Annotated in this window: 22 protein-coding genes and 1 tRNA gene; 9 read left to right on the forward strand and 14 right to left on the reverse strand. The window is 64.0% G+C overall.

What is annotated here, in order from left to right:
* Positions 1-200: ACT domain-containing protein (locus IEX41_RS00005; protein ID WP_188787582.1), on the reverse strand; the 200-nt coding region annotated here is incomplete at its 3' end.
* Between the two features lie 355 nt (positions 201-555).
* Between IEX41_RS00005 and IEX41_RS00010 the strand changes: the two genes are divergently transcribed.
* Together IEX41_RS00010 and IEX41_RS00015 are read left to right on the forward strand one after the other, a co-directional pair.
* Positions 556-2298 carry a sugar phosphorylase gene (locus tag IEX41_RS00010; RefSeq protein ID WP_188787584.1) on the forward strand — a complete coding sequence of 581 codons (1743 nt, stop codon included), beginning with the start codon at positions 556-558 and terminating at the stop codon, positions 2296-2298.
* 756 nt (positions 2299-3054) lie between these two features.
* Positions 3055-5466, forward strand: a complete 2412-nt coding sequence (locus IEX41_RS00015; RefSeq protein ID WP_188787586.1) for an Ig-like domain-containing protein — start codon at positions 3055-3057, stop codon at positions 5464-5466.
* 169 nt (positions 5467-5635) lie between these two features.
* Here IEX41_RS00015 and trpE read toward each other — a convergent pair whose 3' ends face one another.
* From trpE to IEX41_RS00035, 4 genes are all read right to left on the reverse strand, one after another.
* Positions 5636-7150 carry an anthranilate synthase component I gene (trpE, locus tag IEX41_RS00020; protein WP_188787588.1) on the reverse strand — a complete coding sequence of 505 codons (1515 nt, stop codon included), beginning with the start codon at positions 7148-7150 and terminating at the stop codon, positions 5636-5638.
* Between the two features lie 6 nt (positions 7151-7156).
* A complete protein-coding gene (locus IEX41_RS00025; RefSeq protein ID WP_188787590.1) occupies positions 7157-9004 on the reverse strand; it encodes a peptidyl-prolyl cis-trans isomerase in 1848 nt (615 codons plus the stop codon).
* 45 nt (positions 9005-9049) lie between these two features.
* Positions 9050-10252: an aminotransferase gene (locus IEX41_RS00030; RefSeq protein ID WP_188787592.1), complete on the reverse strand. Its 1203-nt coding sequence runs from the start codon at positions 10250-10252 to the stop codon at positions 9050-9052.
* Positions 10253-10319: 67 nt separating this feature from the next.
* Complete coding sequence (locus tag IEX41_RS00035) at positions 10320-10745, reverse strand: winged helix-turn-helix transcriptional regulator (protein ID WP_229672844.1); 426 nt, start codon at positions 10743-10745, stop codon at positions 10320-10322.
* A gap of 166 nt (positions 10746-10911) precedes the next feature.
* Here IEX41_RS00035 and IEX41_RS00040 point away from each other — a divergent pair, with 166 nt between their 5' ends.
* Positions 10912-11775, forward strand: a complete 864-nt coding sequence (locus IEX41_RS00040; RefSeq protein ID WP_188787594.1) for an SDR family oxidoreductase — start codon at positions 10912-10914, stop codon at positions 11773-11775.
* An 88-nt stretch (positions 11776-11863) separates the two neighbouring features.
* Here IEX41_RS00040 and gpt read toward each other — a convergent pair whose 3' ends face one another.
* A complete protein-coding gene (gpt, locus tag IEX41_RS00045) occupies positions 11864-12388 on the reverse strand; it encodes a xanthine phosphoribosyltransferase (protein WP_188787596.1) in 525 nt (174 codons plus the stop codon).
* Between the two features lie 26 nt (positions 12389-12414).
* Positions 12415-13221: an enoyl-ACP reductase FabI gene (fabI, locus tag IEX41_RS00050; protein WP_188787598.1), complete on the reverse strand. Its 807-nt coding sequence runs from the start codon at positions 13219-13221 to the stop codon at positions 12415-12417.
* 102 nt (positions 13222-13323) lie between these two features.
* On the opposite strand from fabI, the gene pdxH reads away from it, so the two are divergent.
* The 5 genes from pdxH (at position 13324) to IEX41_RS00075 (ending at position 19376) form a co-directional block, all read left to right on the forward strand.
* Positions 13324-13929 carry a pyridoxamine 5'-phosphate oxidase gene (gene pdxH, locus IEX41_RS00055; RefSeq protein ID WP_188787601.1) on the forward strand — a complete coding sequence of 202 codons (606 nt, stop codon included), beginning with the start codon at positions 13324-13326 and terminating at the stop codon, positions 13927-13929.
* A 122-nt stretch (positions 13930-14051) separates the two neighbouring features.
* On the forward strand, positions 14052-14582 hold the full coding sequence (locus IEX41_RS00060; RefSeq protein WP_229672845.1) for a cold-shock protein: 531 nt from the start codon (positions 14052-14054) through the stop codon (positions 14580-14582).
* Entirely contained in the window at positions 14555-15025 is a 471-nt protein-coding gene (locus tag IEX41_RS00065; protein WP_188787603.1) for a DUF192 domain-containing protein, read from the forward strand. Before IEX41_RS00060 ends, IEX41_RS00065 begins: the two co-directional genes overlap by 28 nt.
* Positions 15026-15142: 117 nt before the next feature.
* Positions 15143-15219 (forward strand) — tRNA-Pro (locus IEX41_RS00070).
* Positions 15220-15740: 521 nt separating this feature from the next.
* Positions 15741-19376 carry a vitamin B12-dependent ribonucleotide reductase gene (locus IEX41_RS00075; RefSeq protein ID WP_188787605.1) on the forward strand — a complete coding sequence of 1212 codons (3636 nt, stop codon included), beginning with the start codon at positions 15741-15743 and terminating at the stop codon, positions 19374-19376.
* A 49-nt stretch (positions 19377-19425) separates the two neighbouring features.
* On the opposite strand, the gene IEX41_RS00080 is transcribed toward IEX41_RS00075, so the two are convergent.
* A complete protein-coding gene (locus IEX41_RS00080) occupies positions 19426-20937 on the reverse strand; it encodes a class I adenylate-forming enzyme family protein (RefSeq protein WP_188787608.1) in 1512 nt (503 codons plus the stop codon).
* Between the two features lie 72 nt (positions 20938-21009).
* Between IEX41_RS00080 and IEX41_RS00085 the strand changes: the two genes are divergently transcribed.
* Positions 21010-21630, forward strand: coding sequence for a helix-turn-helix domain-containing protein (locus tag IEX41_RS00085; RefSeq protein ID WP_188787610.1), 621 nt, complete (start codon positions 21010-21012; stop codon positions 21628-21630).
* A 6-nt stretch (positions 21631-21636) separates the two neighbouring features.
* On the opposite strand, the gene IEX41_RS00090 is transcribed toward IEX41_RS00085, so the two are convergent.
* The 6 genes from IEX41_RS00090 to IEX41_RS00115 form a co-directional block, all read right to left on the reverse strand.
* Positions 21637-21810, reverse strand: a complete 174-nt coding sequence (locus tag IEX41_RS00090; RefSeq protein WP_188787612.1) for a hypothetical protein — start codon at positions 21808-21810, stop codon at positions 21637-21639.
* Positions 21811-21933: 123 nt separating this feature from the next.
* Positions 21934-22173, reverse strand: coding sequence for a hypothetical protein (locus tag IEX41_RS00095; RefSeq protein ID WP_188787614.1), 240 nt, complete (start codon positions 22171-22173; stop codon positions 21934-21936).
* A 122-nt stretch (positions 22174-22295) separates the two neighbouring features.
* Positions 22296-23585: a branched-chain amino acid ABC transporter permease gene (locus IEX41_RS00100; protein ID WP_188787616.1), complete on the reverse strand. Its 1290-nt coding sequence runs from the start codon at positions 23583-23585 to the stop codon at positions 22296-22298.
* Complete coding sequence (locus IEX41_RS00105) at positions 23582-24592, reverse strand: branched-chain amino acid ABC transporter permease (RefSeq protein WP_188787618.1); 1011 nt, start codon at positions 24590-24592, stop codon at positions 23582-23584. The genes IEX41_RS00100 and IEX41_RS00105 overlap by 4 nt, the downstream gene beginning before the upstream one ends.
* A 28-nt stretch (positions 24593-24620) precedes the next feature.
* On the reverse strand, positions 24621-25073 hold the full coding sequence (locus IEX41_RS00110; RefSeq protein ID WP_229672846.1) for a hypothetical protein: 453 nt from the start codon (positions 25071-25073) through the stop codon (positions 24621-24623).
* Between the two features lie 4 nt (positions 25074-25077).
* A complete protein-coding gene (locus tag IEX41_RS00115; RefSeq protein ID WP_188787620.1) occupies positions 25078-25818 on the reverse strand; it encodes an ABC transporter ATP-binding protein in 741 nt (246 codons plus the stop codon).
* Between the last annotated feature and the right edge of the window lie 77 nt (positions 25819-25895).

A 25895-nucleotide genomic window follows, 5' to 3' on the forward strand; every position in this document is an offset into this window, starting at 1 on the left:
GCGAAGCGTTCCTCGAGGCTGGCGAGATCGGCACCGGTTTCCGAGCGGAAGCTCACCCGCATGAAGAAGTTGCCCGTCTCGAAATCGTCGAACTGGGAGCTGTCGGTCAGGTTGCAGCCCTCATCGGTGAGGAAGCTGGCGATGGCGGCTACGATGCCGCGGGTCGAGGGGCATCTGACGGTCAGGGCAAAAGTGCTCACGGGGCGGTTTCCTGTCTCGAAATCTCGGGTGCGGGCCCATGCGGGCGTGGCGGCAGGGGATGATGTTGCGGGGTGGCGGCCCGGGTCCGGGGCGCTTCAACAGCGTTTGTGCCCTCAAATCTTCGCGCCCGATGGTGCGGGCGCGACCTTGCAACGCTGCCCTGCGACATGGCGCCTCGCCGCGTCCAAAACCGCCATGGGCCCGCGAACATGGGACAATCCGGGGCCCAAACCCAGCTTTTGCCTTGTGTGGCTGCGGGGATCGGCCTACCCCGATAAGGTGTCACCATTTCCGACGGGACCGCGCCCACCGGTGGCCCGCAGACCGAACGAAGACGGGGAAGCAGTAGAGTTCATGACCGAAAGTTCCATCAGCGCCAGAGTGTCCCAGCTGCTTCATTTCCTCTACCCGGAGCTGGACCAGCACATCCTTGCCTCGAAGGTCATCGACGCGTTCTGGCCGGATAACCTGCATCGCCGCCGCAAGCCCCGCAAGCCGGGCAACAATCTTTGGACGCAGAACGACGCGGTTCTCATCACCTATGGCGACAGCCTGATCGACGGGCACCACAAGCCTCTCGACCTCATGCATGACTTCCTGCTCACTCACATGAAGGGCGTGGTCAACGGCGTGCACATTCTGCCGTTCTTTCCCTTCACCTCGGACGACGGGTTCGCCGTCACCGATTACCGCAAGGTGAACCCGCAACTGGGGGAATGGGCGGACATCCAGCGTATCGGATCGGAATTCCACCTGATGTCGGACCTCGTGCTCAACCATGTCAGCAGTCAGGGCGTGTGGTTTAACGCCTACCTGCAGGGGCAGAAGCCCTATGATGGGTTCTTCTTCGAAGCCTCGCCCGATGATGACGTTTCCATGGTCACCCGGCCGCGCACCACGCCGCTTCTGCGCGAGGTCGAGACCGCCATGGGCACCCGACACGTCTGGTGCACCTTCAGCCATGACCAGGTCGATCTTGATTTCCGCAACCCCGAGGTGCTGCTCGAGATCGTCCGCATCATCCGGCTGCACATCGACATGGGGGTGCGGATCATCCGGCTTGATGCGGTGGCGTTCCTGTGGAAGCAGATCGGCACCAACAGCATCCACCTGCCGCAGACCCACGCGGTGATCCAGCTGATGCGCGTTCTGATGGATTACGCCATCGAGACGGTGATCCTGCTGACCGAAACCAACGTGCCCAAGGCCGAGAACCTCAGTTACTTCGGCAACCGCAACGAAGCGCACGTGGTCTACAATTTCCCGCTGCCGCCGCTGGTGCTGCACGCGATGATGTCCGGGAACGCGAAGTATCTCATCAACTGGCAGCGTACCATGCCGCCGGCGCCACTGGGGTGTGCCTATCTCAACTTCACCGCCAGCCATGACGGCATCGGCATGCGCCCCGCCGAAGGGCTGTTGCCCGCGCCCGAGGTTGGGCAGATCATCGATACCATCCGAGAGATCGGCGGGAAGGTCTCCATGCGGTCGCTGCCTGGTGGGGGCGAGGCGCCCTACGAGCTCAACTGCACCTATTTCGAGGCCATGGGCCGCACGTTCGAGGGCAGGGACGACCACCATCTCGACCGGTTCCTGTGTTCCCAGACCATCCCCATGTCGCTTGAGGGCATTCCTGCCTTCTACATCCACTCCATGCTGGGCACCCCCAACGACACCGACGCGGTGGACCGGCGCGGCATGAACCGGGCGATCAACCGTCATCGCTGGGATTACGCGGCGCTGAAGGAGCAGTTGGACGATCCACAAAGCGTCCACGCCCGCGTCCTGGCCATGCTGTCCGAGCGCCTGAAGATCCGCGCGAAACAGCCGGGCTTCCACCCCAATGCCACGCAGTTCACGCTCAACATGGATGAACGGGTCTTCGGCCTTTGGCGGCAGTCGCTGGATCGGGCGCAGTCGATCTTCACGCTGCACAACGTGAGCGCGGACACGATTGACATCCCCGAGAGTGACTTGAACCTGATCGCGGACGAAACCTGGGTCGACCTCCTGAGCGGCGAGACCATCGAGGCGGGGCCTGTGACCCTGGCGCCGTACCAGTGCCGCTGGATCACGAACCTGGCCCCGGTCGCCTGACTGCAGCAAGGCGCTGAAACGCGACGTGCGCCTTGCGATTGGCGGGCGTCAGGAGAGCGCCGGAGGCCAGCCCTGGGGCCTGTCGCATATACATCAAATGATTCGCATTTGATAAACCTATGCGCACGGAGCGCAGGGGCCAATTGCCTGTGTTTGCAGCGATTGGTCACGAACAGGGGACAAGCGTCGCCATATTTTCGAATGTGGCGGACAAAAAATCGCGACGACATCACGGTTGCGTGACTGTTTCCAAAAATTGCACATTTCCTCCTTCCGTGTTCAAACCATACATGCGGAACCTTGCGGGCAAGCCTTGTTTTGTTAGGGCTTATCTGTCAGTGGCAATCTCGCGCTGAGGAAACAATGACCGTCAAATACCCGGCATCTTGGCCGAAATTCCGCCTCAATTGATCCTTAACGGGCCGGTTTCGGCGGTTTTCCGCGAATTTTATTCTTTGAGGCCCCCTGTCTCAGTCCTATTAATCCTCCAAGCCCGACTGGGGGTGACGACGACAGGCCACGGGGGCGGTCTTCGAGCGACAAGTGTCCGTGAGGATGCGTGTGAATGCGAAATCGGGCCTTGGCCCTGCCGCTGGTGTTATTCTTCGCTGTGCGTGGAATTCGATCATCAGGGTGCGCGAAGTTCACGCAGGCCTTGCAGGCGCGACGTGCATGTAAATCCGGTTGTGCCATGCACAGCCAAAGTGATCGTAGCCGGGGTGCGCTTCGGTTTGCTGTATTGAGGGTCGAAAAACTATGGCTGATCTTACATTGGATTGGAGCGCTCTGGGCGCTTACGGTGTAAACCTTACCAACACTGCGCCCGGCGATGTGACCACCTCCGTGGAGACCGGCGGCGTCGCGGTCGACATCACATTCACCGGTCAGGACGACGAGGCGCAGGCCTTTACCGTGAACTTCGACGCTTACGTGCCCGAAGGTTCCGACGTGGATCCTGCCTCGCACCTAAAGCTGTTCGGAGCCGGCGGTGACAGCGACGACGGGGTCAGCCCGACATCGACCACAACCCTGAACTTCCGCGCCACCAACGATGTCTATGGCGACGAAGTGCAGAACGTGTCGTTCATCCTCAATGACGTGGATGGGGGCGACCGCAGCGACCTCGGGGACCTGGAAGAATACGCCGACGCGACCGGTGGCAGCTTTGCCGATCTGGTGACCATCAACGCCTATGACGCCGATGGCAACCCGGTGGATGTGACCATCACTCCGCTGGGCACGACCACGTCCGTGGACGGCCAGACCGCATCCGGTGACACGATCACCGCCTTCGCGGATCAGAACGGCACACTTCAAGTCAGCATCGCCGGCCCGGTTGCCAGCGTCGAGGTGGTTTACGCCAACGGCGGCACCTCCACTCAGGGGACGCTGATCTCGGACATCGATTTCTCGACCACGGATGCCGACGGCGGCGATGGTATCCCGGTCGCGGTGGATGACAGCGCCACCACCCCCGAGGACGTGGCCATTACGGTGGATGTGCTGGAAAACGACAGCGATCCGGATGGCCAGGCGCTGACCGTGACATCTGCGACCTCCACGAACGGCACTGTCGTGGTGAACGAGAACAACACGATCACCTTCACTCCCGATGCGGATTACAACGGTCCGGCCGAGGTGGTCTACACGATCGAGGATCCTGACGGGAACACCGCCACCGGCACGGTCGACATCGTCGTTGAGCCTGTGAACGACGCGCCCGTGGCCCTGGATGACGACGTCGACACCGACGTGGACACCCCTGTCACCTTTGACCCCACCGAGAACGACACCGACGTCGACGGCGACGATCTGACCGTGATCAGCGTGACCGATCCGGACAACGGAACCGCCGTGATCAACGAAGACGGCACGGTGACCTACACCCCTGACGACGGTTACACCGGCGACGATACCATCACCTACGTGGTCGATGACGGCAATGGCGGCACCGACGAGGGTACCATCACTGTGACCACCGGCGACGACACCGGGGCAGGCGGCAATACCCCGCCCGTGGCTGTTGATGACGAATATACCACCGGCATCGATACCGCTCTGACTGTCGATCCGACCGAGAACGACAGCGACGCCGACGGTGATCCGCTTACGGTCGGAAGCATCGGCGAGGCTGAATTCGGCACCGCGGTTCTCAATGAGGACGGCACCGTCACTTACACGCCCGACGCGGGCTTCACTGGCACGGACGCGGTGACCTACACCGTCGACGACGGCAATGGCGGGACCGCCGAAGGCACCATGTTCGTCACCGTCGACGACGGCACCCTTCCGCCCGGGCCGCCGCTCGACAATACGGCACCGCTCGCCGTGGACGATCTCTATTCCACCTCCGGCACCTCGCCCGCCACCTTCGATCCGACCCTGAACGACAGCGATCCAGAGGGCGACCCGCTGACCATCACCGCCATCGGCGAGGCGCCCAACGGCACCGCGACGCTGAACCCTGATGGGACCGTCACCTTCGTCGCGGACGAGGGCTTCACCGGCTACGACAGCTTTGGCTACACCGTGAGCGATGGCAACGGCGGTGAATCCAGCGCCTACATCACGGTCGAGGTGCTGCCCTGCTTCACCCCCGGAACGCTGATCGCGACGCCTCAAGGCGAGCGCATGGTCGAGGACCTCGAGGTCGGTGACCGGGTCATCACCCGCGATAACGGCATCCAGGAGATCCGTTGGATCGGCCGCCGTGACCTCACCGGCCACGAACTGGCGCGCAAGCCGCAGCTGCGCCCGGTGCTGATCCAGCAAGGTGCGCTTGGCAAGAACCTGCCCGAGCATGACCTGCTCGTGTCGCCCAACCACCGCGTTCTGGTCGCCAACGACAAGACCGCGCTTTACTTCGAGGAACGCGAAGTGCTGGCAGCCGCCAAGCATCTTACCGGGCTCGAGGGCGTGGATGAGGTCGACACCCTTGGCGTGAGCTACATCCACATGATGTTCGACAACCACGAGGTGGTCCTGTCCAACGGCGCATGGACGGAAAGCTTCCAGCCGGGCGATCTGTCCCTCCGCGGCATCGGTGATGAGCAGCGTCAGGAAATCTTTGAGCTGTTCCCTGAGCTGGAGCATGCCGAGGGCATCGAAGCCTATGGCGCGGCCCGCCGGTCGCTCAAGAAGCACGAGGCGGCGCTGCTCACCAGCTGAGCCGCCGCGCGGGATCAGAGCACCGGGATCACTTCGGTGCGCTGCGTCCCGGTGTTGCGGGAACGAATAAAAAACGGGGCGGCCCAGGCCGCCCCGTTTTTCGTCCAGGATCATCAGTCAGACGCAGACTTTCGGTCTTGCAACGGCGTGTGGCCCGCCCACACCGTGATCAGGCGTTACCGGACCCCGTGAAGCGCGACGCATCCGCCGCGGCGCGCCGGATGGCGTTCGACTTGTGGACCGTCTCCATGTACTCGGCCTCGGGGTCGCTGTCATAGACCACGCCGCCGCCCGCCTGAATGTAGAGCTTTTCATCCTGCACGATTGCGGTTCGCAGGGCGATGCACATGTCCATGTCTCCGCCCGCACTGAAGTAGCCCACGCCGCCGCCGTAGACACCGCGCTTTTCCGGCTCGAGCTCGTCGATGATCTCCATGGCGCGGACCTTCGGCGCACCCGACACCGTGCCCGCGGGCATCCCGGCAAAGAAAGCGGACAGCGCGTCCTGATCTTCGGCCAGCTCGCCCACGACGTTGGACACGATGTGCATCACATGGCTGTAGCGCTCGATGATGAACTTCTCGGTGGGGCGCACGGTGCCGATCTTGGACACCTTGCCGGTGTCGTTGCGCCCTAGGTCAAGCAGCATGAGATGTTCCGCAAGTTCCTTCTTGTCGGCGAGCAGGTCTGCCTCGAGCGCGCGATCCTCTTCCGGCGTCGCGCCGCGGGGACGGGTACCGGCGATGGGACGAATGGTCACCTCGCGCCCGAAGACCCGCACGAGGATCTCCGGGGAGGCGCCGATCACCTGGAAGCCGCCGAAGTTGAAATAGAACATGAAGGGCGACGGGTTGGTCCGCCGCAGGCTGCGATAGAGTGAAAACGGCGGATGCCGGAATTCCTGCGTCCAGCGCTGCGCCGGCACCACCTGAAAGATGTCGCCCTTGCGGATGTAATCCTTGGCGGTCTCGACGGCAGCCATGTAGCTTTCGCGGGTGAAGTTCGACACCGGCGGCGCGGCCTCGTGCGCCTCGCCAAGGTCGCGGCTGGCCTGCGGCATGGCGCGCTCCAGATCGCGCACGGCGTCCATGACGCGCTCGGCGGCGCGGGCATAGGCGGCCTTGGCCGAGACACCCGGCGTGACCCATGCGGGGGCAACCACGGTCACCTCGCCCTTGACCCCGTCCAGCACCGTGACCACCGACGGACGCAGCATCAGCGCGTCGGGCAGGCCAAGTGGATCGGGGTTCACGTTCGGCAGGTGTTCCACCAGCCGGATCATGTCATAGCCAAGATAGCCGAAAAGCCCCGCCGCCGATTGCGGCAGATCCTCGGGCAATTCGATGCGCGAGGCGTCGATGAGCTGGCGCAGAGAGGTCAGCGGATCCGCCTTGCACGGTTCGAACGCATCAGGATCGAAGCGGGCCTCGCGATTGATCGAGGCGGCACCGTCATGGCATTTCCACACGGTGTCGGGCTTCATGCCGATGATGGAGTAGCGCCCACGCACCTCGCCGCCGGTCACCGATTCCAGCATGAAGGCGTCCTTCTGGGCGCCGGTCAGCTTCAGCATCAGCGACACCGGGGTGTCGAGGTCGGCGGCCAGGCGGGCATAGACCACCTGGTTCTGCCCGTCCTGATAGGCCTTTGCGAACTGATCGAATTCGGGAATGAGCGTTGCCATGGGGCCTTACCGGATGTTGGTGAGCACGGCGTTCACCGCCGACTGATCGACGGTCACGCCCGCCCGTGTCTGGATGTCCGAGGCAAGCATGCCGTAGAGATCCTGGTTCACGCTGCTCGCGGCGCTGTCACGCAGCTGGTCCACGAGACCGGCAAGTTGTTCGTCCCCGAGATCTGCCTCGGTGATCTCGTCAAGGCGCACCACGAGGGCACCACCGTCGCCGGGGATGGACCGGGCCTGGCCGGGTTCGAGGTCGAAGGCCGCTTCAAGCACCGCTGCAGGCACCCCGTCGATCTGGGCGTTGCGGGTCAGGCCCGCTTCCTCGATGGGCTCGAGGCCGAGCTCCACGAAGGTCTGACCGCCAGCCAGCTGCTCGGCGATGCTGTTACCTTGTGCGACGAGGGCGTCGGTGATCTGCTGCTGTTCCCACAGGGTGCGGACCTCGTCCTCGACAGCGTCGAAGGGCTCGGGCGCAGGGCCGCGCAGCTCGTCGAGGCGCAGGGCAAAGATGCCGCCGTCGCCAAGGTCCTCGACCGTGGGATAGTCTCCTTCGGCAACCGCCGCAGCGGCAGAGCGGAAGCTCTCGTAGGCGGCGATGTCTTCGTCCGAGGTGTCGGTCCAGTCGATCTGGCCAAGCTGCATCTCGGTGTCCTGTGCGAGTTCCTCGAGGGTCGCACCACCCGCAAGCTCGTCGTCCACGTCCATGGTCATGTCGGCGATGACGCGGCGGGCGCGGTCCAGGACAAGGCTGTCGCGCAGGTCGCCCTCGGCCTCTTCAAAGCTGGTGATCTGCTCGGCAAGCACGCCGTTGACCCGGTAGAGCGCCGGCCCGAGGGGCGAGGGCGCAGGGCCGACAACATCGTCGACCTCGGCTGCAAAGACCGCCTCGCCGGCGTCGCCGAGCGCACCCTGATCCACATCGCCCATGTCGGTGTCCATCAGTTGCAGGCCGCGTTCCTCGACGATAGTTTCGAAATCGGCCTCGCCCGAGGCGATGCGGTCGGCGGCGGACTGTGCGGTTTCCTCGTTCGAGAAGATCAGCCGTTCCACGAGGCGGCGTTCGGGCAGGTTAAATTCCCCGCGGCGTTCCTCGTAGGCGGCGCGCAGGGCATCCTCGGACACCTCGACGGTGTCGACGATCATGTCCGGCGTGATCCAGGCGTAGGTGATCGCCTTGGTCTCGGGCAGGGTGAAGGCGTCCTGGTTGGACTCGTAGGTCGCCTGCAGATCCTCGTCCGAAGGCTCGCCGATCTCGGTGGTGAGCGCGTCAGGGCCGATTTCCGCGAAGGTAAAGCTGCGCTCTTCGGCAACGTAGCTGACCAGCGTGTCCATGTAGGTATCGGGCAGGGTGGTGCCCGCAAGGACGGCGGCCTGTAGCAGCGACCGGGCGCTGTCGCGGCGCACGCTCTCTTCGAACTCCGCCTCGTCCAGCCCGGCGTTCTGCAGCGCGTAGGAATAGGCGGTGCGGTCGAAGCTGCCGTCCGAGCCCTGGAAGGCCTGGATGTCGCGCAGTTCCGCCGCGACCCGTTCGTCGCCCACCGAAAGCCCGAGGCGCGCGGTCTCGTCATCGAGCGCGGCGTTGGTCACCACCTGCGCCAGCACCTGGTCGGTGAGACCGAACTGGCGGGCCTGCTCCAACGTCATGGGCTGACCGCTCTGGGCCTCGAAGGCGCGCATTTCAGACTGCAGTGCGCGGGCGTAGTCGTTGGCGGTGATGCGGGTGTCGCCCACATGGCCAAGCTCCGTCACGCCGCCGGAGAAATTGACGGTGCCGAAGGCCCCGAAGCCGAGGAAAGAGGCGATGAGAACGCCCCAGACCAGGTATTTGGTGATGCCGTTCTTGCCCCGGGCCATGGCCGCCTCTTTCTGTGTCTGACTTCAGTCTCTTGGCGCCCGTGTCTACGCTGCGTCCGTCCGTGCTGCAAGGGGCCAGTCCAGCGCGCCAAGCCGTTCGAACAGCGCCGTGATGCCGGCCTCGTCAAGGTTGGCAAAGGCAAAGCGGAAGTGGCGCGCGCCGTCCGCATCGCCCTCCGGCATGAACATGGTGCCGGGCAGGGTGAGGATTCCCGCGTCGCGCACGAGTTTGGGCGCCAGCGTCGCAGAACTTTCGGCAAAGGGATGGCGCACATACGCGAAATAAGCGCCGCAGCCGCGCAGGGTCCAGCCCTTGGTCTCGAGCTTGCGGAAGCCATCCGCCACGGCGCGTCCCCGGGCAAGGATCTCGCTGCGCTCGCCGGCCACCCAGGGGCCGAGGTTCTGCAGCCCCCAGAGCGCAGCGTACTGGCCCACCTGCGGCGGGCAGATGGTCACGGTGTCGAGGAACTTCTCCACCTCCTCCAGCAGCCCCGTGCCGGTGACGATGGCGCCCACCCGGTGCCCGGTCAGGCGGTATGATTTCGAGAAGCTGTAAAGCTGAACCAGAGTGTCCTCGCGCCCTTCACGGGACAGCAGGTCATGAGGTGCACCGCTGCGGCTGTCGAAATCGCGATAGGTCTCGTCCACGATGAGGCGCAGGCCTTTTTCGCGCGCAAGATCGTAAAGCTCGGTCATGATCTCGGGTGGATACTCGACGCCGCCGGGATTGTTCGGCGACACCAAGACGATGGCGCGGGTGCGGTCGGTGACAAGGGCGCGGGCGGTCTCGGCCCTCGGCAGAAGGCCGTCGTCCGTGGGCAGCGGCACCGTGGTGACGCCCTGCATGTCCAGCCACATGCGGTGGTTGAAGTACCACGGGGTGGGCAGCAGCACCTCGTCTCCCTCGCCGCAAAGCGCGGCGATGGTGGCGGCGAAGGCCTGGTTGCAGCCGGCGGTGATGGCGACCTCGGCGGCGCTGATGGGCGTGCCATAATGCGCGCTCCAGTTGGCCGCCAGCTCTTCGCGCAAGGCAGGCAGGCCGAGGACGGGGCCGTAAAGGTGCAGCTCGGGGCGCTCCATGGCCTCGGCTAGGGCCCGGCGCAGGGGCGCGGGGGGCGGATCGACCGGGGCGGCTTGGCTCACGTTCAGCAGCGGGCGCTGGGGCGGAAAGCTCAGCCCGTCGAGCCAGCGCCGGGCCTCGGGAACCGGCGGGGTGAAGGTGGCTTGGGTGCGCGTGGGCTTGATCATCGTTGGTCCGCCGGTCGTGAATGGTGCGGAACGCTACCAGCGCCGCCGGACAAGCGAAAGGGGGGCCTCAGCCCCCGGGGGCCGCGCCGTCGTAATTGGCGCGGGCGGCGCGGATGCGATCGTGGTTCTGGTCGGCCCAGTCGGTCAGCACCGCGATGGGCGCAAGCGACGACAGACCCAGCGGCGTCAGGGCATATTCTACTGACGGCGGCTTGGTCGGATACACCGTGCGCGAGATCAGCCCGTCGCGCTCCAGCTCGCGCAGGGACTGGGTCAGCATCCGCTTCGAGATGTCGCCCACCTGCCGTTGCAGCGCGGAAAACCGCTTCGGCCCGGATTTCAGCGCAATGAGCAGCAGCAGCGTCCACTTCTGACCCACGCGGTCCAGGACATCGCGGATCGGGCACAGGCCGGTGTCGGCCGGCGCGCCGGGGTGAGCCGCCATGCGGTCGAGCACGTCGAGATCGTGGTTACCTTGAAGTTCCCTGGTCACGGAAAGATGCCTCCTTCACGGGCGCTGCACGGCGGTCTAGATTTGAGACCATATCCCGAGTCGGAGCCGGAGTGAAGCGGTCCCGACGCTCGGGACAGACGGGGGCGCCGCAGGGGGCGATCCCGCAAGAAACCATCGGGCGAAGGCCCCGAAGAAAGGAACACCCATGTCCATCAAGTATCTCGTCACCGGCGCCTCCGGTCAGCTTGGCGCCAAGGCCATCGACGCACTGCTTGCCCGCGTCCCGGCGTCCGACATCGGCGCCCTCGTGCGCCGTCCCGAGGCGGCAGCGCCGCTCGAAGCCAAGGGCGTGACGGTGCGCATCGCCTCCTATGACGACGAAGCGGCGCTCGAGGCGGCCTTTGCCGGGGTGGAGCGCCTGTTGCTGGTGTCCTCGAGCGAGGTCGGCAAGCGCGCGGCGCAGCATGGCAATGTCATCAAGGCGGCCAAGGCCGCGGGCGTGGGCTTTGTCGCCTATACCTCGATCCTGCGCGCCGACACGTCGCCGCTGACCGTGCTGCCGCCCGAACACAAGGCCACCGAAGACGCGCTTGCCGCATCGGGCCTGAGCTATGTGCTGCTGCGCAACGGCTGGTACACCGAGAACTACGCCATGGGTGCCAAGGGCGCGGTGGAGAATGGCGGCATGATCGGCACCATCGGCGAGGGCCGTGTGTCGAGCGCCTCGCGCGACGATTACGCCGAAGCGGCGGCCATCGTGCTGACCGGCGATCTGCCGGCCTCGGGGGCGGTCTACGAGCTGGCAGGCGACGACAGCTACACATTGCCCGAGTTTGCCGCCGCCCTGACCGAACTGTCGGGCAAGGAAGTCACTTACACCAACCTGCCCGCCGCCGAGTACAAGGCCGCGCTGACCGGTTTTGGCCTGCCCGAGCCGGTCGCCGACATGCTGGCAGACAGTGAAACCGGCGCATCGCAGGGGGGGCTCCAGTCCGATGACAAGACCCTGTCGACACTTCTGGGCCGTCCCACGACCCCGTGGAAAGAGACGCTGAAGGCGGCGCTCTGAACGAAAACCGCCCCGCGCCAATTCCGGCGCGGGGCGGTGCAAATTCCTTGAAAGGAATTTGGGCAATGGTCTGAGCGGGCGGCTGGGGTCAGTCGCTGTCGCCCCGGTAGGGTTTGACGTATTGCAGCGCCATGTCCCAAGGGAAGAAGATCCAGGTGTCCTGGCTGACCTCGGTGATGTAGCTGTCGACCTGCGGCTTGCCCATGGGTTTGGCATAGACCGTGGCCACGTGGGCCTTGGGGTAAAGGCGGCGCACCAGCTCCAGCGTTTTGCCGCTGTCCACGAGGTCGTCGATGATAAGGATCCCCGAGCCGTCCCCGACAAGGTCGGCATCTGGGGATTTCAGCACCTGCGCCTCGCGCCGCTGGTCGGCCTTGCCACCGCCCGAGTGGTAGCTTTTCACGCTGATCGTATCCACCGTGCGGATGTCGAGCTCGCGGGCGATGATCATGGCCGGGGCCATGCCGCCCCGGGTGATCGCCACGACGGCCTTCCAGCCGCCATCAGCGGGGCCATGCCCCTGCAGGCGCCAGGCCAGCGCCCGAGCATCGCGGTGCAGCTGGTCCCAGCTGACGTGGAAACCCTTCTCGTGTGGAAGCAGGTCCTTGTCCATGGCGTATCCTTCCCTTGGGACGCGTCTCAGGCCTTGGTGATGTCGGGCGCGTCGACGGCCTTCATGCCGACCACGTGATAGCCCGCATCCACGTGATGCGTCTCGCCCGTCACGCCGCTGCCGAGGTCCGACAGCAGGTAAAGCGCCGATCCACCCACGTCGTCGATGGTGACGTTGCGGCGCAGGGGCGAGTTGTAGGCATTCCAGTTCAGGATGTAGCGAAAATCGCCGATCCCCGAGGCCGCGAGGGTCTTGATCGGGCCGGCCGAGATCGCGTTGACCCGGATGCCGTCCTTCCCAAGATCCTCGGACAGGTACCGGACCGACGCCTCAAGGGCCGCCTTGGCCACGCCCATGACGTTGTAGTGAGGCATGATGCGTTCTGCACCGTAATAGGTGAGGGTCAGGGCCGAGCCGCCCTTGTTCATCATCTTCTCGGCGCGCTGCATCACCGCGGTGAAGCTGTAGACCGAGATGTCCATGGTCAGCTTGAAGTTCTCACGGCTGGTGTCCACGTAACGGCCACGCAGTTCGCTCTTGTCCGAGAAGCCGATGGCATGCACCACGAAATCGAGGTTGTCCCAGCGTTCCCCCAGCGAGGTGAAGAGCGCGTCGATGGATGGCTCGTCACCCACATCGCAGGGCAGGACGATGTCCGACCCCAGCTGTTCGGCCAGCGGCCCCACACGTTTCTTAAGCGCTTCGCCCTGGTACGAGAAGGCAAGTTCCGCCCCTGCGTTCCGGAGGGCCTTGGCGATGCCCCATGCGATAGACTTGTCGTTGGCAAGCCCCATGATGAGGCCACGCTTGCCCGCCATCAGAGTGTTTGACATTACCTTCCCCTAACCGGCATTCCTGTTCCGGCTTCCTTTAGGGCATGCCCAAGGGGGCTTCAAGTGTCGGTGCCACCCGAGCACCCCTCAAGGAGATATCTCATGTCCGACCGTACCGGCCTTTTCGCGGGGGACGACCCCTTTGCCATCGCTCGCCGCTGGCTTTCTGAGGCCGAGGCGACCGAGATCAACGATCCCAACGCCATTGCCCTTGCCACTGTCGACGCGGACGGGCTGCCCAACAGCCGCATGGTGCTTCTCAAAGAAATCGAGAATGACGCCTTCGTCTTCTATACCAATTACGAAAGCGCCAAGGCGCAGGAAATCGAGGGCGCCGGAAAGGCGGCCTTCGTGATGCACTGGAAATCCCTGCGCCGGCAGGTGCGGGTGCGCGGAACCGTCACCCGCGAGGACGGCCCGCAAGCGGATGCCTACTATGACAGCCGGTCGCTGAAATCCCGCCTCGGGGCATGGGCCAGCAAGCAGAGCCGGCCTCTGGACTCCCGCGCCTCGCTGATGGCCGAGGTCGCGAAGATCACCGCAACCAAGGGAACCAAACCGGCCCGGCCACCGTTTTGGGGGGGATACCGCATCACCCCCCTCGAAATAGAGTTCTGGGCCGATGGTCAGTTCCGACTTCACGACCGATTTGTGTGGCGCAGGCGGAACACCGCCGACAACTGGAGCGTAGCACGCCTAAACCCGTGAATATCACGTTACATGAAGTGCGATCCGTCACAAAATAGCGCTTGGTGATGCTTGCAATCCAGAGGGCGTTTGTCGCAAGACAATCTGGGGATACGCTAACACTCAGAAGTTTGGAAACGCAGTTGACACAAGAAGACGCAGAGGTACGCCGCGTAATCGGAAAGGTGAAATGGTTCGATCCGGTGAAGGGGTTCGGCTTTGTCATCGCCGACGAGGGAGGGCCGGATATCCTCCTGCATGCCAATGTTCTCCGGAATTTTGGCCAGAGTTCGGTGGCGGACAATGCGCAGATCGAGATCTCGGTGCAAAAGACGGAGCGCGGCATTCAGGCCACTGAAGTGCTGCGCATCGATCCGCCCGAGGTGCCCGCAGGCGCGCCGCTGGCAGATTTTGAAGGCATCGATCCGGAGGTGATCGCCGCAGCTCCGCTTGAGCCGGCGCGGGTGAAATGGTTCGACAAGGGCAAGGGCTTCGGCTTTGCCAACATCTTTGGCCGGTCCAGCGACATCTTCATTCATATCGAGGTTCTCCGCCGGTCCGGCCTTGCCGACCTGCAACCGGGCGAAGCGCTGGCTATCCGCGTCATCGACGGCAAGCGGGGCCTCATGGCAACAGAGGTCTGCGCATGGGAAGCCGCACTCGCAACTGCCTGATCGCACTCGCGATCCTTGCCGCAGGGCCCGTCACGGCGCAGGGCTGCCGCGACGATGTCCTGCGTCTTAAAGGGGATTGGGGCAGCGCGCGCTTTAACGTGGACGTCGCCGATACGGTGGCAGAACGTTCCAAGGGTCTCATGTTCGTGGAGGACATGCCCTCGTCACAGGGCATGCTCTTTGCCTACGATCAGGAGCGTCCTGTGTCCTTTTGGATGAAGAACACATTGATCCCGCTGGACATTATCTTTGCCGATGCGCAGGGGCAGGTGGTTTCGGTGCATGCGGATGCCATTCCGCATGATGAAACGCCGATCCCCAGCGGGGAACCGGCACAATACGTGCTTGAGATCAACGGCGGGCTTGCCGAGCGGATGGGGATCGTGCCCGGCAGCGTCATGCAGCACCCCGCGATCAAGGATGCGGTCTGGGCCTGCGAATAGCCGGCAACCGGCGCCGGAGGGGGTTTGCCATGCCACATTTCAGGGCTGGCACTTTCCCGCGCTGACCTGCAAAAATTGCCTTCCATCTGCCGCGTTCCGAGGGTAGAGGAGGGCCATCGGGGCGTAGCGCAGCTTGGTAGCGCGTCTGTTTTGGGTACAGAAGGTCGTGAGTTCGAATCTCGCCGCCCCGACCACTTCACTTTCATGATCAGTTGTTGTCCTCACCCCCTGCAAGCGCTGGGGTTTTCGCTGTCTGCCTGATTTGGGTGCATGTTTTTTCGTGCACACTTGCAATCCCAGTGTTGCTTGCATGTCGCGCGGTCTTTCGCTGGTGCGATGGGGATAAGTTGAGGCGAGTTCTCAACAGCTGTGGATAACCATTGCGGGAAGGCTGCATTTCCTACGCTTCGCCTAGCCTGCACATGCCCCTCATCCATGTGGATGAAACGGGGACAACCCATAGCGCTTGTAGCGGCTCACCATGGTGGCACCAAATATATGGGACTAGCGGCCGAAAAAGCCGTTGACCCATGCGACGGTTTCGGGCCAGTTTGTGCAGGCCGGACCAAGCACCACAATATGTTGTGGTTGAGCTGTGGCCCAAACCTATCAGTGTCAGAAGACGTCGCGCGGGGCAGGCAGAGCCTCCTGCGGTCTGGATGGGTGTGCCAGTTGTCCGGCAAGTGCGTTAAGGATCAGCTGGAGCAGGACAGCCATGAAGATCGAGAGAAAGTACACCAAGGCCGGGCAGGACGCCTATGCCGATATCGAGTTTGTCACCACGAGCTCGGAAATCCGCAACCCGGACGGTACTTCGGTCTTCAAGCTCGACACGCTCGAAGTGCCTGCGAAATGGAGCCAGGTCGCCTCGGACGTTATCGCTCAGAAATACTTCCGCAAAGCCGGCGTTCCGACCGAACTGAAGAAAGTCGCCGAGAAGGGCGTGCCCGAGTTCCTCTGGCGCTCGGTGCCGGCGAACACCGACACCCCAAAGGGTGGTGAGACCTCGGCCAAGCAGGTGTTTGACCGCCTGGCGGGCGCATGGGCCTACTGGGGCTGGAAAGGCGGCTATTTCACCACTGAGGACGACGCACGCGCCTACTATGACGAGATGCGCCACATGCTGGCCGCTCAGGTCGCCGCGCCCAATTCGCCGCAGTGGTTCAACACCGGCCTGCACTGGGCCTATGGCATCGACGGCCCCGGTCAGGGGCACCATTACGTCGACTACAAGACCGGCAAGCTGACCCGATCCAAATCCTCCTACGAGCACCCGCAGCCGCACGCCTGCTTCATTCAGTCGGTGTCTGACGATCTGGTGAACGAGGGCGGCATCATGGACCTCTGGGTCCGCGAGGCGCGTCTGTTCAAGTACGGCTCCGGCACCGGCACCAACTTCAGCTCGCTGCGGGCCGAGGGCGAAAGCCTGTCGGGCGGCGGCCGGTCGTCGGGCCTGATGGGTTTCCTCAAGATCGGGGACCGCGCCGCCGGTGCCATCAAGTCGGGTGGCACCACGCGCCGCGCCGCCAAGATGGTCATCGTCGACAGCGATCACCCGGACATCGAGGAATTCATCAACTGGAAGGTCAAGGAAGAGCAGAAGGTTGCCAGCCTTGTCGCCGGGTCCAAGATGCACGAGAAGATGCTCAACGACATCTTCGCCGCCATTCGCAACTGGGAAGGGCTTGAGGAAGATGCCTATGAGGCCAACGCCAACCTCGGCCTGAAAAAGGCGATCCGCGAGGCCAAGAAGGTCTCGATCCCGGAAACCTATATCAAGCGCGTGCTGGACTACGCGCGTCAGGGCTATGCCTCGATCGAGTTCCCGACCTATGACACCGATTGGGATTCCGAGGCTTACGCGTCCGTCTCGGGGCAGAACTCCAACAACTCGATCCGCGTGACCGACGCCTTCCTCGAGGCGATCAAGGACGGCAAGCTGTGGGAGCTGATCCGTCGCACCGATGGTTCCGTGGCGAAAACCGTGGACGCGCGCGAGCTGTGGGAGCAGATCGGCCACGCCGCATGGGCCTGCGCCGATCCGGGCATTCAGTTCCACGATACCGTCAACGCATGGCATACCTGCCCGGAGGATGGTGAGATCCGCGGCTCGAACCCGTGCTCGGAATACATGTTCCTTGACGACACCGCCTGCAACCTTGCGTCCATGAACCTGCTCACCTTCCTCGAGGACGGCGCGTTCGATGCGGAACGCTACATGCATGCCGCGCGGCTTTGGACCATCACGCTCGAAGTGTCGGTGCTGATGGCGCAATTTCCTTCGAAGGAAATTGCCCAACGCTCCTACGATTTCCGCACGCTGGGCCTTGGCTATGCCAACATCGGCGGGCTGCTGATGAACCTCGGTCTTGGCTATGACAGCGACGAGGGCCGCGCGCTGTGCGGTGCCCTCACTGCGATCATGACCGGCGTGTCCTACGCCACCTCCGCCGAGATGGCGGGGGAGCTGGGGGCCTTCCCGGGCTATGCGCGCAACGCCGATCACATGCTGCGGGTCATCCGCAATCACCGCACCGCTGCCTATGGCGAGGCTGAGGGCTACGAGGGGCTGGCGGTCAAGCCGGTGCCGCTCGACCACGCGAACTGCCCCGATGCGCGGCTGATCGCGCTGTCCAAGTCCGCATGGGACGAGGCACTGCGTCTTGGCGAACAGCACGGGTACCGCAATGCGCAGGTCTCGGTGATCGCGCCCACGGGCACCATTGGCCTCGTCATGGATTGCGACACCACCGGGATCGAGCCGGACTTCGCGCTGGTAAAGTTCAAGAAGCTCGCCGGGGGTGGGTACTTCAAGATCATCAACCAGTCGGTGCCCGCGGCGCTCATGAAGCTGGGCTACCCTTCGGCCCAGATCGAAGAGATCATCGGTTACGCGGTGGGCCACCAGACCCTTGGCAACGCGCCCGGGATCAACCACGGCACACTGGCCGGCCACGGCTTTGGCCCCGCGCAGATCGAGAAGGTCGAAGGCGCGCTGGCAACGGCCTTCGACATCCGCTTTGTGTTCAACCAGTGGACCCTCGGCGCAGAGTTCTGCCGCGAGACTCTCGGCATCCCGGCCGACAAGCTCAACGATCCCACCTTCGACCTCCTGCGCCATCTCGGGTTCACCAAGCGCGAGATCGACGCTGCCAATGACCACGTCTGCGGTACCATGACCCTCGAGGGCGCGCCGCATCTGGACCCGGCGCACTTAAACGTCTTCGACTGTGCAAATCCCTGTGGAAAGAAAGGGACGCGTTACCTGTCGGTCCACAGCCACATCCACATGATGGCCGCCGCGCAAAGCTTTATTTCCGGGGCAATTTCCAAGACCATCAACATGCCGAACTCGGCCACGGTCGAGGATTGCCAGAAGGCCTACGAGCTGTCGTGGTCGCTGGGGGTAAAGGCCAACGCGCTTTACCGTGACGGGTCGAAACTGTCGCAGCCGCTGGCCTCTGCGTTGGTCGAGGATGACGATGAGGCGCTGGAGGTTCTGGAAACCGGCACCCCGCAGGAGAAGGCACAGGTCATCGCCGAGAAGATCGTCGAGAAGGTGGTCATCAAGGAGGTCATCCGTGCCGGTCGCACCAAAATGCCCGAGCGTCGCAAGGGCTATACCCAGAAGGCGGTCGTGGGTGGGCACAAGGTTTATCTGCGCACGGGCGAATACCAGGACGGCTCGCTCGGCGAGATCTTCATCGACATGCACAAGGAAGGTGCCGGCTTCCGCGCGATGATGAACAACTTCGCAATCGCGGTGAGCGTCGGCCTGCAATACGGTGTTCCGCTTGAGGAATTCGTTGATGCCTTCACCTTCACCAAGTTCGAGCCGGCGGGCATGGTGCAGGGCAATGACAGCATCAAGAACGCCACCTCGATCCTCGACTACATCTTCCGGGAATTGGCGGTGAGCTACCTTGACCGCACGGATCTGGCACACGTTAAGCCGTCGGGGGCCACGTTCGACGATCTTGGCCGTGGTGAGGAGGACAGCGTGCGCAACGTGCAGGAGCTGTCCGAGACCACCGCCGCGCGGTCCCTCGAGATGCTCAAGCAGATCTCGTCCACGGGCTACCTGCGCAAGCGTCTGCCGCAGGAGCTGGTGGTGCTTCAGGGCGGACAGCCCACGAGCGCCGGCAATGTCTCTGCGGTCTCCCCGCAGGCGGCCTCGGCGGTGGCAACCCTGTCGGGCAGCAGCTCGGCCATGGCCATGGATGCGCGCGCCAAGGCGCGGATGCAGGGCTACGAGGGCGAAGCCTGCGGTGAATGCGGCAACTACACGCTTGTGCGCAACGGCACCTGCATGAAGTGCAACACCTGCGGATCGACCAGCGGCTGCAGCTGATCGCGCATGCATCTGAGCGTAAAGGCCCCCGGTTGGGGGCCTTTTTGAGTCAGGAGATGGCGAAGTCTTTCAGGGCCTTGCGTATCAGCTTGCCATTGGCGTTCCGGGGCAGCGCGTCCACCCGGATAAAGGCACGCGGCTGTTTGTACCGCGCGAGCCGGGACGCGGCCTCGTCCTTAAGATCCTCTTCGTCGAGCTCTTGAGGCGCGAGGTAGAAGGCCGCGATGATGCTGACGCCGTCCTTGATCGCTACGTCCGTGACGCCGATCTCGGTGATGCCCGGAAGATCCGCGAGCGCGGCCTCCACCTCGATGGGCGAGACGCGATAGCCTCCGGCGTTCATCATGTCATCGCCTCGGCCAAGGTAGGTTATCTCTGAAGATTCACTCATAACTCCATGATCTCCGGTAAGAAACCAGCCGTTCGTGAAACGCTTTGCAGTCTCGTCCGGGGCTCCGTGGTAGCCCATCATGAGCCCATGGTCCGACGCGTCGATGGCGATGGTGCCGGGCGTGCCCAAAGGCACAGGCTCACCGTCGTCACCCAGGATGGCCACGCGCCGACCAGCCTGAGGCCGCCCGAGCGCTTCCGGCGCGGCGGGACGGTCCGGCGCTGAGGAGATGAAAGTGGAACATTCCGACATGCCGAACGCCTCGAATATTTCGGTACCGGTGGCATCCTGCCAGGCGCTTCTGACGGTCGGAGCCAGCTTTTCACCGGCGGCGAGGCCGTGGCGCAGCTTGGGCAGCGGCGGAATGGAGGACTTCAAAATTTGCCTGTAAACACCCGGAGCAGCGGCAAAAATGCTCGCGTCATTGCGCTTCATCAGCAGCGGTAGCTGTGCCGGATCGGTGCCGGCCACCGGGATCAGCGCAGTGGCGCCCATGGTCCACGGATCCATGAGGCCGGTACCCAGCGTGTAGGTCCAGTTGAAGGCGCCAGCGTGTAGCAGGCGGTCGGTGCTGCGCAGGCCGTACCACCCCTCCATCATCATTTGCCGCGCCCAGATCGCCCGGTGGGCATGGGCAACGGGGCGCGGCAGTCCCGAGGTGCCGGAGGTGTAGATGATGTAGGCCAGCCGATCGGGGTCGCCCATATCGTACGCTGCCGGAGGCAAATCGCGCCACGGGGTGTAGGTGTTGGGGCCGTGAACCGGAACGTCCGTTTCTGGACAGGCGACGCTTTCGGCGCGAAGGATCGCGGCGGGCCGCAGGGCGGCGATCATTGGCGCGACCTCACGCTCGGTCAGTTGCGACGAGGTGGGCACGGGCACGATGCCGGCGGCGATGGCCCCAAGGTAGGCGATGGGGAAATCCACCGTATTGCCCAACCGCAGCAGCATGATGTCACCGGGCACGAGGCCGGTTTGCAGCAGGCCCGTGGCGGTACCGCGCACCGCGGCAATGAGGCGCGCGTAGGACCAGCGCTCCGCCCCAGTGACGCGCAGAATGGCCAGAGCGATCTTGTCCGGGGTCGCCTCGCCAGCGGCCAGCACATGGGCCGCGAGGTTGAACGGAGACGGGCAGGGAGCGGGCGCGCCCTGATCGAAAATGGAAAGCATGCGAAGCCCTTGTGCTGAGTGCGGTGCTTGTGGTGGTTGCGCGGGGCGGGTGCCGGTCCTATAGCATGGCGCATGAACCGGGACCCGAAAACCCTCATCCGACTTGCCCGTGAAAACGGCGAAGAGGCCATGGCCGAGCCGCTCGACCTTGGCGCCCGCGTGCGCGAACTGCGCAAGGAGCGGGACTGGACACTAGAGCAGGCAGCCCGGGAGGCCGGGCTGGCCCGCTCGACCCTGTCCAAGATCGAGAACGGGCAGATGTCGCCCACCTATGACGCTTTGAAGAAGCTGGCCCTTGGCCTTGGCATCGGCGTGCCTCAGCTGTTCACTCAGCCCAAGCGTGACCAGGTGTCAGGGCGTCTGGTGCACACCCGCGACGGAGAGGGGCTGCCGCAAACCACAGTGACGTATGAGCACGAGCTGCTGGCGGAAACTCTGACCAAAAAGAAAATGCTGCCATACCGCGCTCGGGTGCGGGCGCGGAAGATGGATGAATTCGATGGCTGGGTCCGTCACGACGGTGAGGAGTTCCTCTACGTCCTGACCGGAGTGATCCGGTTCTATACCGAGTTCTACGAGCCCATCGAAATGCGACGGGGAGACAGCGCCTATTATGACGCTTCCATGGGCCACAACGTGGTGTCTGTCAGCCCCGAGGATGCATCGATCCTGTGGGTGACCTCTCTGGGCTGAGCAGCCTTAGGCTTCGCGGGCGAGCGCTGCCACACGTGCCAGTTCCTGATCGCGTGTCGCTGCTGCCTGTTCAGGGGCCGCCTGCGCATCGATCCAGGTGTCGTCTGGGCGTGTCTTCTGACTGTCGAGGGTGATCTGACTATTTTGGCCGGGTTTGACCCGGGACATAAATTGAAACATCCGCCGTACCTCCTGTTCAGCGTAGAAACGCCCAAGCCGTGCCTTGGGTTTCTCTATGTTGCATGAATTTCCAGTGACACAAAAACGTTTTAATCAGACTGACACCTAGATTTCATCAAGGTATCAAACAACTGCGCGGGCTATCGGCTCGGGAAGCATCTCGGGAAAGAGCAGATCCCTCAGCTCGTGATGCGCCTCGGCGAGGGTCAGATCGTGGCTGTCGGCAACGATGCGGGCCATTTCATTCAAGTGTGACGGCGGCTGTTGCAGGCTGCCGGGGCTTAGGTGGGGGAAGCGCGTTTCTAGCCGTTTCGAAGCGCGGGTCCAGTTGCTTGTGACGCGGGTCCATTCCATGTGTTTCATGCCTTCGCAACGCCGTTTGGGCGAACTCTGTTCCGGCCGTTCGCGGGCGGTCGGCAGCAAAACGCCGGAGACCCGCGAAGGCCCCCGGCGATTGTGCCATCAGAGATCCTAACGCAGGGTTATTACCGCTCAGGCAGAAGGCCCCTCGGGGCAAATCTCAGGACTACGAGCATAATGACGCCCATGGTCAGCAGCCGCATATGCTGCACGCTGCCGAGCAGGTGATCCTTGAGCCACGAGCCATCGGCCATACCGGCGGTCACGACGCCCATGAACCATTGCCCCATGGGTTCCACCTGCACCCAGAGAAACCACACGAGGAAACCGCCCAAAACGGCCCCGAGGTTGTTGCCAGATCCGCCCACGATCACCATCACCCAGATCAGGAAGGTGTAGCGCAGGGGCTGGTAGCTCGATGGCGTCAGCTGTCCATCGAGGGTTGTCATCATCGCGCCCGCGATACCGCAGAGCATCGACCCAAGAATGAATACCTGCAGGTGCCGCGCGGTGACATCCTTGCCCATCGCCTCCGCGGCTTCTTCGTTGTCGCGGATGGCACGCATCATGCGGCCCCAGGGCGAGTTCAGCGCCAGCTGTGCCAGCACCAGCAGCGCCACGAGCACAGCGGTGAACATCAGCGAATAGCCGATCTTGACGTATAGGGTGGAGGCCGTGGTGGCGTCGAACCCGAAACTCGCGGCCCGTTCGACGAAGGCGGGATCGCCTTGCAGGTCAACCTCGTAGGGGACGGGGCGGGGCAGGCCGATCATGTTCTTGACGCCGCGCGCCAGCCAGTCCTCGTTCTTCATCACGGCCACGATGATTTCAGCAATGCCAAGCGTTGCAATGGCGAGGTAGTCAGACCGCAGCCCCAGAGCCGTCTTGCCGATGACCCAAGCCACCCCGGCGGCCAAGAGCCCGCCCACGGGCCAAGCCAGCAGGACCGGAAGGCCAAGCCCGCCGATGTTGCCGCTGATCGCGGGGTTCACCGCCTCGATCGCCGCGACGGCGGGATCGAGCAGCGCCCGGTAGGCGACAAAGCCCAGCCCGGCAATGATAAGCACCGCGATGGCGCGCAGACCGCGGCCCAGCCGCTTCCATGCCAGCACCGACAGCGCGATGGCCGCAGCCCCCAGCGCCAGTGCCGCGACGACCCGCCAGCCGCCCGCGGCCCACGCCTCGGGTACCGGCGCGACCGAGGTCAGCACCACCGCGAGGCCGCCCACGGCGACAAAGCCCATGACGCCGACGTTGAAGAGGCCCGCCAGGCCCCATTGCAGGTTCACGCCAAGCGCCATGATGGCGCTCACCAGACCCATGTTGAGGATGATCAGCGCCGAGTTCCAGCTTTGCACGAAGCCTGTGCCAAGGATCAGCGCCGCGACCAGTGCGAAAAGGGCAAGCGTTCTCATATGGATTTCCCCTGGAACAGGCCGGTCGGCCGGATCAGCAGCACGATCACGAGGATGACGAAGCTGACCGCGAACTTGTAGTCGGTGCCCAGCAACTGCAGCAGGCCGTCAGGCTCCATCCCCTCAGGGACCATGTAGCCGACCACCCGCTTCCAGGCGTAGGTGAAGATCACCTCGGAATAGGCGATGATGAAGCCTCCCGCGATGGCGCCGATGGGGCTGCCGATGCCGCCCACGATGGCGCTGGCGAAGATCGGCAGCAGCAGCTGGAAATAGGTGAAGGCCTTGAAGCTCTTGTCGAGCCCGTAAAGCGTGCCGGCGATGGTCGCCAGCGCCGCCACGAGGATCCACGTCACGCGCACGACCCGCTCGGGGTTGATGCCGGACAACAGGGCAAGATCCTCGTTGTCGGAATAGGCGCGCATGGACTTGCCGGTGCGGGTGCGATTGAGGAACCAGAACAGCGCCACCATCACCACGATCGCGGTCACCACCGTGATTGCCTGCGTCGTCTTCAGCGCCAGCCCTTCGTCGAGGCCGGTTAACGCCTTGAAATCCCGCGCGGACATGACAAAACGCTCGCCATCGGCAAAGTTCTGGTCGTCGGGCCCGATGATGAACCGGGTCAGGCCATTGTAGATGAACATCACCCCGGTCGAGACGATGACGAGGATCACCGGCTTGACCCGCTGTGCGCGGTAGAAGCGGTAGACCAGCCGGTCCGTCGCCAGCAGCAGCAGCGCCGCGCCGAAGATGCCCACCGGCAGCGCCAGTAGCGCCGTGGGTAGCGGACCGAAGCCAATCCCCGCGGATTGCAGTCCCCAGGTGGCAAGGATCGTCACCATGGTGCCAAAGGCCATGGTGTCGCCATGGGCGAAGTTGGAGAACCGCAGGATGCTGTAGATCAGCGTCACACCAAGCGCGCCCAGAGCCAGTTGGCTCCCATAGGCGGTGGCGGGGATCAGCACGAAGTTGGCAAGCACCACGAGACCGTTGAGCAGGTCCATCAGCGACGCTCCTTTTTCCTGAGGGCGGTCATTGCGCCGCCTCGCATTGCCCGAGGTAGCTGATCATCATCGGCCCCTCGCTCATGTGCACGGTGTAGCGAGCCGTGCCGTCCACACCGACGGTCATCAGATGCCGCTCTTCGAAGCTGCCGCCCGAAAGCGACATGGCACCGCCATCGCGCACTCCCAGAAGCTCGACCTCCGTGGCTTCGGAGGACAGCAGGACGCGCGCCACCATGGCGCTCTCGTCCATCCCGCCGGCCATGCCGGTCAGGTGCGGAGCAAAGCCGCTGTCTGCGCAGGGCTCGCCCTCGACGCATTCGGTGTCGAAGCTGCAATCAAGCGCGATCTCGGCCCGCACCGGGGCGTCGTCCAGCGACAGATTGCGCGCCGCCTCGCCGTGGCCGGCATCCTGTGCCGCCAGCGGGGCGGCAATCAGCAACAGCGCGGCTAGCCCGGGCAGGGTGGTCGGGTTGGTCATTCTCTCACCCTCCGAGGAAACTGCGGCGCACTGCGGTATCGGCCAGAAGCTCGGCCCCGGTGCCGGTATGGGCATTGGCCCCCTGCACGAGCACGTAGCCCTTGTCGGCGATCTCGAGCGCCTGCCTTGCGTTCTGTTCCACCATGAGCACCGGAAGACCGGTGCGGGCCACCTCGATGATCCGGTCGAAGAGCTCGTCCATGACGATAGGCGACACGCCGGCGGTCGGCTCGTCGAGCATGAGCACCTTGGGCTTCGTCATCAGCGCCCGGCCCACGGCCACCTGCTGGCGCTGTCCGCCCGAAAGCTCGCCCGCCGCCTGCCGCCGCTTGTCACGCAGGATGGGGAAGAGGTCATAAACCTGCTCCATCGTGCCATGAAAATCATCGTCGCGGATAAAGGCCCCCATCTCGAGGTTCTCTTCCACGCTCATGGAGGCGAAGATGTTGTTGGTCTGCGGCACGAAGCCCATGCCCTTGCGCACCCGCGCCTGCGGGCTGAGCGCGGTGATATCCTCACCATCAAGCCTCACGGATCCCTCGCGAAGATCCAGCATGCCGAAGACCGCCTTCATGGCCGTGGACTTGCCCGCGCCGTTGGGTCCGACGATGACGGCGATCTCGCCGCGCTCCACCGCGATGGTGCAGCCGTGCAAGATGTCCGCGCCGCGCCCGTAGCCGCCACGCATGGCCTCGCCGATCAGGTAGGGCGCCGCGCCCGCCGCCTGAGCTACATCGCCGGTCATCGCACCGCCCCCTGTTTCTTCTCGTGGGCAAATACGCCGGGAGAAGCCGCCAGCGGCGGCTGGGGGCAGAGCCCCCG

This window comes from Salipiger pallidus (genome assembly GCF_014643635.1).
Lineage (GTDB): Bacteria > Pseudomonadota > Alphaproteobacteria > Rhodobacterales > Rhodobacteraceae > Salipiger > Salipiger pallidus.